This window comes from Pelatocladus sp. BLCC-F211, assembly GCF_041928655.1.
Classification (GTDB): domain Bacteria; phylum Cyanobacteriota; class Cyanobacteriia; order Cyanobacteriales; family Nostocaceae; genus Pelatocladus.
Map to the genome: position 1 here is coordinate 17920 of NZ_JBHFLM010000073.1, position 12532 is coordinate 30451.

At 41.1% G+C, this 12532-nt stretch carries 10 protein-coding genes and 1 pseudogene; 6 read left to right on the forward strand and 5 right to left on the reverse strand.

What is annotated here, in order from left to right:
* Positions 1 to 8: 8 nt before the first annotated feature.
* The gene (locus ACE1AT_RS08525) at positions 9 to 1223 is read left to right on the forward strand and encodes a protein kinase (protein ID WP_374867250.1); all 1215 of its coding nucleotides are present in this window, start codon (positions 9 to 11) and stop codon (positions 1221 to 1223) included.
* Between the two features lie 83 nt (positions 1224 to 1306).
* Here ACE1AT_RS08525 and ACE1AT_RS08530 read toward each other — a convergent pair whose 3' ends face one another.
* Positions 1307 to 1525, reverse strand: coding sequence for a DUF4327 family protein (locus ACE1AT_RS08530; RefSeq protein WP_016864247.1), 219 nt, complete (start codon positions 1523 to 1525; stop codon positions 1307 to 1309).
* Between the two features lie 578 nt (positions 1526 to 2103).
* Positions 2104 to 3090 (reverse strand): NAD-dependent epimerase/dehydratase family protein, encoded by a 987-nt coding sequence (locus tag ACE1AT_RS08535; RefSeq protein WP_374867252.1) that lies wholly within the window; start codon positions 3088 to 3090, stop codon positions 2104 to 2106.
* 347 nt (positions 3091 to 3437) lie between these two features.
* Between ACE1AT_RS08535 and purD the strand changes: the two genes are divergently transcribed.
* A complete protein-coding gene (gene purD, locus ACE1AT_RS08540; protein ID WP_374867257.1) occupies positions 3438 to 4715 on the forward strand; it encodes a phosphoribosylamine--glycine ligase in 1278 nt (425 codons plus the stop codon).
* Positions 4716 to 4922: 207 nt separating this feature from the next.
* Complete coding sequence (gene nblS, locus ACE1AT_RS08545; protein ID WP_374867259.1) at positions 4923 to 6863, forward strand: two-component system sensor histidine kinase NblS; 1941 nt, start codon at positions 4923 to 4925, stop codon at positions 6861 to 6863.
* A gap of 75 nt (positions 6864 to 6938) precedes the next feature.
* Here the strand turns inward: nblS and ACE1AT_RS08550 are convergent, their stop codons facing one another.
* The 3 genes and pseudogenes from ACE1AT_RS08550 to ACE1AT_RS08560 form a co-directional block, all read right to left on the reverse strand.
* Complete coding sequence (locus ACE1AT_RS08550) at positions 6939 to 7316, reverse strand: hypothetical protein (protein ID WP_374867261.1); 378 nt, start codon at positions 7314 to 7316, stop codon at positions 6939 to 6941.
* A gap of 60 nt (positions 7317 to 7376) precedes the next feature.
* Positions 7377 to 8363, reverse strand: a complete 987-nt coding sequence (locus tag ACE1AT_RS08555; protein ID WP_374867263.1) for a LysR family transcriptional regulator — start codon at positions 8361 to 8363, stop codon at positions 7377 to 7379.
* A 196-nt stretch (positions 8364 to 8559) separates the two neighbouring features.
* A pseudogene (locus ACE1AT_RS08560) lies at positions 8560 to 9198 on the reverse strand (RNA-guided endonuclease InsQ/TnpB family protein); the annotation flags it as partial.
* A 305-nt stretch (positions 9199 to 9503) separates the two neighbouring features.
* Here ACE1AT_RS08560 and ACE1AT_RS08565 point away from each other — a divergent pair.
* The 3 genes from ACE1AT_RS08565 (at position 9504) to ACE1AT_RS08575 (ending at position 12461) form a co-directional block, all read left to right on the forward strand.
* Positions 9504 to 9833, forward strand: coding sequence for a DUF6825 family protein (locus tag ACE1AT_RS08565; RefSeq protein ID WP_374867265.1), 330 nt, complete (start codon positions 9504 to 9506; stop codon positions 9831 to 9833).
* Between the two features lie 196 nt (positions 9834 to 10029).
* Positions 10030 to 11715, forward strand: coding sequence for an ABC1 kinase family protein (locus ACE1AT_RS08570; protein ID WP_374867267.1), 1686 nt, complete (start codon positions 10030 to 10032; stop codon positions 11713 to 11715).
* A gap of 20 nt (positions 11716 to 11735) precedes the next feature.
* A complete protein-coding gene (locus ACE1AT_RS08575) occupies positions 11736 to 12461 on the forward strand; it encodes a Stp1/IreP family PP2C-type Ser/Thr phosphatase (protein WP_374867269.1) in 726 nt (241 codons plus the stop codon).
* Positions 12462 to 12532: the final 71 nt, after the last annotated feature.

Sequence of the window (12532 nt, forward strand, 5' to 3'; positions counted from 1 at the left end):
TTGTAATTGTGGTTACTCTGACCCTGTTAGAACCGCAACAAAAAACACCCCTCCAAAACTGGCATTTTGAAGACGAACCAGTGATTCGGATTGGTCGTTCGGCGGATAATCATGTTGTTTTAAGCGATACTCTTGTATCTAGACATCATCTTGAACTCAGACAAATTAGTTCTGGTGATGATGGCGGTTTGTGGCAGGTGATTAGTAAAGGTACAAATGGTACTTTTCTCAATGGTGTGCTAGTTACTCAAAGTTCCATACCAAATGATTCCCTGCTGCAATTAGCGCGGGGAGGCCCGATTTTAAAGTTTCAAATTGAGCAAATAAAGGTTTCAAATAGACCAATAAATTCACTGAGTAGTTGTACTCACGAAGGCAACTCCCCCAATAATCTATTTTGTATTCATTGTGGTCAACCCTTGTCTGTAATCAAAACTATTCGTAATTATCAGGTATTGCGGACATTAGGACAGGGAGGTATGGGAACCACTTATTTAGCTTGGGATCATACTGGAAAAATAGCCGGACACCCACAACTTTTGGTGCTGAAGCAAATGAATGCTGACATGGCTAAAATTGCTAAAGCCCGTGAACTATTTGAACGAGAGGCTAATACTCTTAAATCTCTCTACCATCCTGGAATTCCCAAATATTATGATTTTTTTGAGGAGGGCGGAAAAAGATACTTGGCTATGGAATTAGTCCATGGTGATGATTTAGAAAAATTGATTGCATACAAAGGGCCTGTCACTCCCACTCAAGCGATCGCTTGGATGATCCAAACTTGTGATATTTTGGACTATTTGCATAGCCAAGAACCTCCGCTCATTCACCGGGACATTAAACCAGCAAACCTCATGGTGCGGAATGCCAATAATTGCATAGTTGTGCTAGATTTTGGTGCAGTCAAGGAAATTGTTGGTACTGCACCTGGCACTAGGATCGGCGCAGAAGGCTATTGCGCTCCCGAACAGGAACGGGGACAACCTCTGACTCAATCGGATTTATATGCTATTGGCCCGACATTAATTTATCTACTCAGTGGTGAAAACCCTTTCAAGTTTTACCGTCAGCAAGGGCGAGGCTTTCGGTTTGATGTGGCTAAAGTCCCAACTATTACCCCTAAACTAGCAGAAGTAATTCATCGCGTTACACAACCACTACCACGCGATCGCTATCAGACAGCAAAGGAATTAGCCACAGCCCTAGCAACTTGTCAATAACCAAAAGTTAATGGTCAGTAGCTAGCAGTTGGTAGTTCATAGTTATCAACTACTAACTACTAACGGCTAACTACTAACTATTTTTACTCTTCGTCCCATGCCTCTACTGCTAACAAATCACTAACCGGATCTTGCATGTTAAATCCAAAATCCAACAATTCTTTTTTCCAATGCTGCCATTCATTACCGAAGAGTAGAGCTATTTTCCAGATACTATCGGTTGGCTTAATAATGTTTGAGTCTACGAGTGATTGCACGTTACGCTGCAATTTCACCATAGGGTGAATTACTTGCTGAATCATAACCTCGATTGAATTTAAATTCAGATTTGGTTTGGTAAATGCTTAGTCAAAACTGCTTTCCGCTTCGGAACTATTGCCGATCCGTAGAGTTATGTACTTTGGTAAAGCCAGTCTTGGCTTCTTAAATATATCATAACTAACTCTACTTAGTTGCTATCAAATTCGGTTTTGTACGGTAATCACCACTAAAAAATTTCAATAGTGAATACCAGCTTTTGCAGACACAGATACAAATAAATTACATCTATCCCAAGCATAGAGAATACAGCCGGGAAAGGATAGTAAAATTTTATTCATTTTTTCATTAGCATGTGTGCATTATTTAACCAACCCATTTAAACAAGGGCTTAGTGGTAGATTTTTGAGTAACAGCAAATTTGACAGGATTGAAACATCTACCATATTTATCAAATTGTTATATAGGATATCGTACTCTTTTGCAGTTGGAGAAGATAAATTGTATTTTTTATAAAAATTTAATGTTTTTCCGAACAGCCAATTTAAAATTCCTTGCCCACAAGGGGACTCAGAATGTGGTAATGGGTAATAGGCAAGAATTACCAATTACCAATTACCAATTACTGATCTCGAAGGAATTCTTTGCCGCCGACTTTCTGTAAATAAAATGACTGTATCCACTGCCATTGTTGGCTTAACCCTTCATATAGGGAAACTTGTGGCTGATATTCTAAAATACTTCGTGCTTTTGACACATCTGCTGCGGTGTGACGAGCATCTCCCATAGCTCTTTCTATGTAGTTCTTTTTGATGGAATGCCCAACAATTTCTTCCATTGTCTGCAAAACTTCTGCTAAAACGACTCTACTACCACCGCCAATATTAAATATTTCCCCTATAGCTTCTGGTACGGTAGCAGCGGCTAAATTCGCCGCAACAGCATCACTGACAAAGGTAAAGTCTCGAGTTTGCTGTCCATCCCCATAAATTGGAATAGCTTCATCTGTTAAAATTGCTTTAAAAAACTTATGGAACGCCATATCAGGGCGTTGCCTTGGCCCATACACAGTAAAGTAGCGCAAAGATACAAATGGTACACCAAAGTTTTTGTGATAAAGTCCACATAAACTCTCGGCTGCTAGCTTGGTAATCCCGTAAGGTGAAACAGGTTTGGGACAAATTTCTTCATGGGTTGGTAGAGTTTCAGCATCACCATACACGCTGGAAGTAGAGGCAAATACCAACCTTTTGAGAGACGGAGTATCTTTTGCTGCTTCCAACAAAACTTGAGTACTGTTAATATTACGTTCGGTGTAAGCACGAAAACCTTGACCCCAACTGGCTCTCACCCCTGCTTGTGCTGCTTGATGATAGATGACATCGACATCTTTGAGAAGTGTGTGCCAGTCTAAAGTCTGAATATTTCCCTCTATTAATGTGAACGCCGGATTTTTTTGTAAATGTGCAATGTTCTGACGTTTGATCACAGGGTCGTAGTAATCATTGAATTCATCTATACCAATGACTTCTTCTCCTTGTTTCAACAATGCGTCTACAAGATGAGAGCCAATAAAACCAGCAGATCCGGTAACTAAACTCTTAGCCATAGTATTTTGTGACTTGGATATTTTTGCACATCGATATTCACAGGTTAATCCTTAGAAGCTAATAACTGCCATTACTTTCTAAGTATTTTTAAAAGTCTGATGCTTTTGCGAAATGAATAGTTATTTTTACGGAAAATTGTATTTAGTGATTGTTAAAAATTCAGTATTTTACATGAAAATTAAATTAAATATACCAATTTAAATTTATCCAGATCCTTTACACCCTTACCCCGGATACCCCTACACCCCTATTTATTAACTTGCATAAATACTAGAATTGGTGAAAAAATTGAACCGCGAGTAGCAATTGGGCATTCTCGCGGTTCAAGGGACGCAAGAGGAAGTCAGTGAAAGTTTTAGTTGTAGGTAATGGAGGGCGCGAACACGCCCTCGCTTGGAAACTGTTGCAATCAAAGCAAATTGAGCAAGTTGTATGTGTGCCAGGAAATGGCGGTACAGCCAGTATGTCACAGTGCCGAAACTTGCCTTTACCAATAGATGACTTTGAGGGTATAAGTCAGTTTGCCCAAAAAGAGGGAATTTCTTTAGTTGTAGTCGGGCCAGAAGTGCCTTTGGCTATGGGTATCTCAGATTATCTCCACTCTCAAGGCTTGAGGGTTTTTGGCCCAACCAGAGCAGGAGCGCAAATAGAAGCAAGCAAAGCTTGGGCAAAAGCCTTAATGCAGGAAGTAGGAATTCCGACTGCTCATAGTGTGGTATTTACGCAGGCTGCTGCTGCTAAATCTTATGTCAAAGATCATGGTGTACCCATCGTTGTCAAAGCTGATGGCTTGGCAGCTGGAAAAGGTGTGACGGTTGCTCAAACACTTGAGCAAGCGATCGCCGCGATTGAGGCTATTTTCCAGGGACAGTTTGGCAATGCTGGAAAATTTGTCGTGATTGAAGAATGTTTAACTGGTCAAGAAGTTTCGGTTTTAGCTTTAACAGATGGCTTGACTATTCGGCCATTATTGCCAGCTCAAGATCATAAACGTATTGGTGAGGGTGATACAGGAGAAAATACAGGTGGTATGGGAGCTTATGCCCCAGCACCCATTGCAACGCCAGAGTTGATGGCAAGAGTTCAAACAGAAGTATTAGAAAAAGCGATCGCAGCTTTTAGAGCCAGAAACATTGACTATCGAGGTGTACTCTATGCTGGATTGATGATTACTCCTGATGGCAATTTTCAGGTTTTAGAATTTAATTGTCGCTTCGGCGATCCAGAAACACAAGTAATTCTGCCGCTTTTGGAAACACCTCTAGAAGAATTAATGCTTGCTTGCATTGAGCAGCGCTTGGCACAAATGCCACCAATTGCTTGGAAACAAGGTGCAGCGGTCACTGTGGTTGCTGCTGCTGGTGGTTATCCTGGAACCTATGAAAAAGGTAAAGCGATCGCCTCAATTGCTGAAGCTGAAGCACAAGGAGCAATTGTATTTCATGCTGGTACTAAACTACAGGATCAGCAATTGCTAACAGATGGAGGTCGAGTATTAAATGTTACTGGCACAGGAGAAAATTTTGAACAAGCACTAGCACAGGCTTATGCTGCTATCAGATGTATTAACTTTGAAGGAATGTATTATCGACGAGATATTGGTCATAGACTAAAGGGGGTGTGAGGGTATGGGTGTGGGGGTATAGGGGTATAAGAGTTTATGAAATGATGATTATTCCCTTAGTTTTACACTCATTATTCATTGCTTGATTAAAAACCTACACTTGTCAGACACCCTAATCCCACTACACTCCTACACCCCTATACCCTTACGCAACAAACGACGTTTTTAATAGAAATAACCACGGACATAACAAATTTTTATTTTAAAATGCTGGCTCTTTTAAAAAATATCCGAGAAGCGATCGCGAATTGGTGGTCAGAGTTTACTCTCCAGACTAAGCTTTTGGCTGCTGTAACTTTGGTGGTTTCTTTGGTGATGAGTGGTCTGACCTTTTGGGCGATCAATACCATTCAGCAGGACGCCCGTTTGAATGACACTCGTTTTGGTCGTGATTTAGGACTACTGCTTGCTGCTAACGTTGCTCCCTTAATTGCTGATCAAAATCTGACTGAGGTCGCACAATTTTCTCAACGCTTCTACAGCAGTACTTCCAGCGTACGTTATATGCTTTACGCTGATGAGACGGGCAAAATTTATTTTGGTATTCCCTTTTGGGAACCAGAAGTTGAAACCTCCTTGACGATTGAACGACGCATCCAACTCCCAGAGGATTACGCTGCTGATGCAGAAAAACCAATGGTGCGACAACATATGTCCCCGGATGGTGTAGTTACAGATGTATTTGTGCCTCTGACGGTGGAAAATAAATATTTGGGTGTTTTGGCGATCGGCATCAACCCCAATCCGAATGCGGTCATTTCTACAAACTTCACCCGCGATGTCACCATTGCTGTATTTATTTCAATTTGGGTAATGGTGATTTTGGGAGGGGTAATTAATGCTTTGACCATCACCAAACCAATTAAAGAGCTATTACTAGGAGTCAAGCAAATAGCTGCGGGAAATTTTAAGCAGCGTATTGATTTGCCATTTGGAGGTGAACTCAAAGAGCTAATTTTCAGCTTTAATGAAATGGCAGAGCGTCTAGAACGTTACGAAGAACAGAATATTGAGGAACTAACTGCCGAAAAAGCTAAGTTAGAAACTTTAGTTTCCACCATTGCTGATGGTGCGGTTTTAATAGATGATCATATGCAGGTGATATTAGTCAACCCTACAGCGCGACGCATTTTTGGTTGGGAAGGGGTTGATGTTGTGGGTGAAAGTGTTCTAAATTTCTTGCCGTCAGCAGTACAAATAGAAATCACTCGTAGTTTATACGAAATGGCAGCAGGTGAATGTGAAAGCGCCGAATTCCGGATTCCTTTTACTCAACCGAGTAAACGCACTATCCGCATTCTTTTAGCGACTGTAGTTGACCAACAAAGGGAGAGTGTCAAAGGAATCGCCATCACCGTACAAGATATCACCAGAGAAGTAGAACTAAACGAAGCCAAAAGTCAATTTATCAGTAATGTTTCCCACGAATTACGCACTCCGTTATTTAACATCAAATCTTTTATTGAAACTTTGCACGAATACGGCGAAGAACTAAGTTCAGAACAACGACAGGATTTTTTGTTAACTGTCAATCATGAAACCGATCGCTTGACGCGTTTAGTAAATGATGTTTTGGATTTATCCAGGCTAGAATCTGGTCGGAGTTACAACCTAGACGGCGTGGATCTGGCGCAAGCCATAGAACAGACAATGCGTACATACCAATTAAATGCCAAAGATAAAGGTATTGAACTACATCAGCAAGTAGAACCAAACTTACCTTTAGTAGTAGGTCATTATGATTTGTTGCTGCAAGTACTGGCGAATTTATTAGGCAATGCGCTGAAATTTACCAAAGCTGGTGGTAAAGTGATGATTCGTGCCTATCAACTAGAACCGCATTCCCATGATGGCGATCGCCCTCCGCAAGTGCGAGTAGAAATTGCTGATACTGGTATTGGTATTGGTCCAGAAGACCAACAAACAATTTTTGATCGCTTCTTTAGAGTAGAAAATCGTGTCCACACCCTAGAAGGTACAGGTTTAGGATTATCAATTGTTAGAAATATTATTGAAGAAAAGCATCACAGTAAAGTTCATTTGGTTAGCGAAGTCGGTGTCGGTACAACTTTTTGGTTTGATCTAGGAGTATTTGAAGAACCTGTATTACCCTCTGTTGAAGTTAATGAAGTAAGTCGGCGGGAATAAACATAGCTATGTTACAAAAAGTAAATATACTTGAAACCCTTACCAATGACCAATGAATAAATTCAAAATTCGGAATTACAATTGCAATATCGTAATGATTAGACATACTAGTAACAAAGCTAACAGCAACAGTAAAGGCTGATTGCGTCTAATCCAATTTTTGATGGTATTGCTAAAGCTGTTTGCTTCCCGTAACTGCTGTAACTCCAATTCGCTTTCTTTAATATTTTGGTATAGCGTACATTCTTGGGCATAAGGACGCTGGGGAAAATTACAGCTATCATCAGCATGGTAGGTGCAACTGTCACAGAGATATTGATCTCCAGTTGCTCTGTGCAAAGTAATACCAGGATGTCCGTAAGCTTTGAGTTGAAGGCGACAATGGGGACAAGTAATAGCTTGTTTGTCTACAGGTTGATGACAACGAGGGCAGGTAGTTTTAGTAATGTCCACAGCCTGAGTGTCAGTGAGTAAATACTTTAATTTTAACTACTCCCAATCCGATTCCAAATACTAAAACCACAAAGCTTCGACTAGCTGTGTGGGATTTTCTTTATTCGCAGACAGATTTTGACTTTCTTTAAGCAAATACTCTAGAAAAGTGCTAGCAGTGATCGGTAGCTGCTTTTTTTTGGGAAAGATTACATGCCACTGATGATGAATTGGGAAAGTTTCAATATCTAGTATTGCTAGCTGTTTTCTGACTTCTGAACAATTAAGAGTGTGCATAGAGATGATTGCAACTCCCAATCCATCAATTACAGCTTGCTGGATTGCTTCATTACTGCCCAGTTCTATGTTAATTTGCAAGTCTATATCATGCTGTTTAAAAAACTGTTCTACTATCTTGCGGGTTCCCGAACCTTCTTCCCGCATGATTAAGGGTTCCTCAGCAAAAGCTTTCAGGGATAAATTGCGTTCCTTGGCAAAAGGATGACTTGCAGAAGCGATCGCCACAAGCGGATTAGCTAAGAATGGTTGTACCTCTATATCTTCTCTATTTGGTGGACAACTCATAATATACAAGTCATCAAGGTTTTCATGCATTCGTGCCAATAGTGCATTATGGTTGGTGAATTCTAAAGAGAATTTGACACCGGGGTAGAGTTGACAAAAAGGCTTGAGTAGCTTGGGAAGAAAATATTTAGTCGTAGTCACCGCCGCTAATCGCAGTCGCCCCTGTTTCATCCCCTTCAAGTCAAAAATAGTTGTCTCTAGGCGATCTAGACACTGCAATATTTCGCGGCAAGTATGCAAAACTTCTTGACCTGCTTGTGTCAAGTAAACACGCTTACCCACTTGTTCAAATAAAGGCATACCAATAGCCTGTGCAAGATGCTTAACCTGCATTGAAACTGTTGGTTGAGTGACAAACAACTCTTCAGCAGCACGAGTGAAACTACAGTGTCTCGCTGCTGCTTCAAATACCTGCAACTGATCGAGAGTAATCGATTTTGAGAGGCTATCCTTTTGTCTAATTTCCGCCAGAGAACTTTTCATAGAACTATGTGAGCGTTTCTTAATTAAAAAATAAAAAAATTAAGCAAGACAAAATGTTGCTTAATTTTTGTTTAGTTTTAATATACATTACTTTAACAACATTAAAGTTGTTTAAGTAAAAATCTCCCAAAATTTGTTCTTTGATTGATGTTTGGTAATTGACACTCCCACGGCTGAAGCACGTGGGATTCTTCTTTCATCCAGCCAACTTGTCTAGAGGAGTTTCCCCACCTAGATAGAGGTCGTTCTGTCCAGAAGCTTTAGATTCCGTATGCCCTACGGTACTTTTTAATCCTTTGTTCAAAATCATAATCGCTGCATTGTGGTCACGGTGCATGACTGTTCCGCATTCATGGCATTTGTGGGTACGAGTAGACAACGATTTTTCAACTCGTGTTCCACAAACTGAGCAATCTTGGCTTGTGTAGTGTGGAGCTACTGCAATAGACCAAGTATCAAAAACTTTGGCGTAGTAGTCCACCCAATCAGTGAACAATGACCACGATGCATCGCTGATAGATTTAGCTAAATGATGGTTTTTCACCATATTCTTTACCTGCAAGTCCTCATAGACTACCAAGTCGTTAGACTGGACTAGAGTTCTTGCTGTCTTAACAGCAAAATCTTTCCTCTGTCTACTTACCTTGAGGTGTTTTTTAGCTAACTTTTTAACAGCTTGACGACGATTAGATGAACCTTTTTTACTCTTTGAAACTTGACGTTGTTTACGTTTTAAAGATTTCTCACTCTTTAGCAATAGTCTAGGATTCTCTACTGTCCTACCTTCAGAATCTGTGTAGAAATACTCTAGACCTACATCAATTCCAATTTGACGCCTAAAGGACGGGATACGTCGCTGTGCGACTGTCCCTCATGGGCTTTCTGCTTCAATCGCTGTAAGTCGGCAGAACTATACATACCTTGAGTTACGAAAAGTAAAGATCATAAAAACCCTTACCAATGACAAATTACAAATGGCAACCCTCGTGAGTAAGCTTTATTTCTCGCGACTAACTGCGTTGATTACTCGTTTTTGCTAAAACACCAAGCACTAATCAATAATCAACAAGCCTTGAAGTAGAAGCAGTAAAGCAAGCGGGCAAGTTATAATTTTTGTGCGGACGAACGTAACAAAAATTTATGAGCAACCCCCTTGTACAAGCTTTTTTTGTCGGTAGAGCAGTCGCTGAAATCATGACAGAACGCCTGGAAAACGCTTTCACTGATGCTTTGAGCGAAGTAGGCAAATTAGATGCGGAACTGAGAGAAAATTTGCGCCAGTTCACAGACGAAGTGATAGAGCGAGCCAATCGAGCAGCTGATGCTACTGGTACAGGTGAAAGTACTACAGGATTTAGTAATACAGGTACTAATTCCGTTGATTTACAAGCCATGATAGATGAACTGCGGGCAGAAATTGCCTTTTTGCGAACAGAATTACAACGTTATCGCACCAGTAGAAGTAGTTAGTGGTTAGTGTTTAGTGGTTAGTGGTTAGTGGTTAGTAGTTTTTTGTACCCTGCACCGAAGCCGCTTACGCGTCTATGGAAAAATCAACTAGTAACCAACTACCAATGACTTATGACCATTGATGATTGACTCTTCACAATTGAAAGTGTCGTTTATTACTACTGACTCAGTTCAAAACCAGCGGTAAGCAAAGCATATGGAAAAGGGTTACACAGATAAGGCATACCGTTGGAATCGCGAAAACTACTCGAGTAGACGGCGGTTTGTGGACATTTGGTCATTTGTATTGACTTTATTGTTCAGACTTTGGCTTTACAACAAATCTTGGAGTTATGCAGGCGGAGTTACTGAAGCCAAGCAAGCTGCTAGACGCAAAGTTTTAGCAGTCTGGATTCGTAACACTCTACTAGATTTAGGACCGACCTTTATTAAAGTTGGACAGCTTTTTTCGACGCGCGCGGATATATTTCCGAGTGAATATGTAGAAGAGTTGTCAAAGTTACAAGACAAAGTACCTGCTTTTAGCTACCAACAAGTAGAAACGATTATTGAGCAAGAGTTGGGTAAAAAGATTCCGGAACTCTTTGCTAGTTTTGAACCAATTCCTCTAGCTGCGGCTAGCTTGGGACAGGTACACAAAGCTGTTTTGCGATCAAGTGAAGCTGTCGTTGTGAAAGTGCAACGTCCAGGGTTAAAAAAGTTATTTGAAATTGATTTAAGAATTCTCAAAGGTATAGCTCGTTACTTCCAAAGTCATCCGAAGTGGGGACGAGGGCGAGATTGGATCGGAATTTATGAAGAGTGTTGTCGCATTCTTTGGGAAGAGATTGATTATCTGAGCGAAGGACGCAATGCTGATACTTTCCGTCGCAATTTTCGCACTTACGACTGGGTAAAAGTACCACGTGTTTACTGGCGCTATACTTCCTCGCGAGTTTTGACTCTAGAATACGCTCCTGGTATAAAAATTAGTCAATACGAAGCTATAGAAGCTGCGGGTTTAGATCGCAAGCAAATTGCTCGTCAAGGCGCTCAGGCTTATCTACTTCAGCTACTCGACAATGGTTTCTTTCATGCTGATCCACACCCTGGCAATATTGCTGTTAGTCCTGATGGTGCCTTAATTTTCTACGATTTCGGTATGATGGGACGCATCAAGTCCAACGTGCGAGAAGGACTGATGGAAACACTATTTGGTATTGCTTCCAAAGATGGCGATCGCGTTGTGCAGTCTTTGATCAATTTGGGCGCATTAGCACCCGTAGAAGATATGGGGCCTGTACGGCGTTCTGTCCAGTATATGCTGGATAATTTCATGGACAAGCCTTTTGAAAATCAGTCTGTAGCAGCAATTAGTGACGATTTGTATGAGATAGCCTATGATCAACCTTTTAGGTTTCCTGCGACATTCACATTTGTGATGCGCGCCTTCTCAACTTTAGAGGGCGTAGGCAAAGGTTTAGACCCAGAATTTAACTTTATGGAAGTTGCACAACCATATGCAATGCAGCTTATGACGAATATGAATGGTTCTGACGGCAATAGCTTTTTAAATGAATTAAGTCGGCAAGCTGCCCAAGTGAGTAGCACGGCGCTTGGACTTCCCCGTAGATTGGAAGATACACTAGAAAAACTAGAGCGTGGAGACGTGCGCCTCCGTGTCCGGTCTGTGGAAACAGAGCGTCTGCTACGTCGGCAAAGCAATATTCAACTTGCCATAGCCTACGCATTAATAATAAGTGCTTTTACGCTTTCAGCGACAATTCTATTTGTAAATAATTATTTTTGGCAAGCTCTTTTTATTGGTTTGATCGCAACCGCAGTATTATGGTTGCTAATTAGACTGCTAATGCGTCTTGACCGCTATGACCGTATGTATTAATTTTTGCAGAAAAGAAATATATGAAACTTCGTTTTACCGGTATTAGTGATCCGGGACTTATTCGTTCTAATAATCAAGATGCTTACTATATTGACCCAGAAGGGCGCTTTTTCATCGTTGCTGATGGTATGGGTGGTCATGCAGGAGGTGAACAAGCAAGTCAAATAGCTGCTCAAGAAGTGAAAAAGTATTTGCTTGACCATTGGGATTGTTCTAAAACCTCAGCACAGTTGTTAGAAGATGCTCTATGGCAGGCGAATCAAGCTATCTTACAGGATCAACAGAATCACCCAGAACGATCTGATATGGGAACAACGGCTGTAGTGGTGATTTTCCGCAATGGAGAACCCCCTTGGTCTGCTCATGTTGGTGACTCTAGGCTATATCGCTTCCGAGATGCACAATTGCAGCAAATCACTGAAGATCACACTTGGATAGCACGCGCCATCAAAACAGGCGATATTACACCAGAGGAAGCGCGAATTCATCCTTTCCGTCACGTCTTGTCTCGCTGTTTAGGGCGTGAAGATTTACATCAGATAGATGTGCGACAACTGGATGTTAAAAGTGGCGATCGCTTGCTATTATGCAGCGATGGACTCACAGAAGAACTAGCTGATCAGAATATCGCTTCCTATCTTCAAGAAAGCTTGTTTGTAGAAAAAGCTGCGATCGCTCTAGTTGAAGCAGCCAAAAAAGAAGGTGGACACGATAACATCACTGTTATCATCGTTGCTTTTGAATAATTGGGGAAGGGGGAACAGGGAACGGGGAACGGCAAACACAAAGGAGATGAGGAGAAGAATTCTCCTTGATC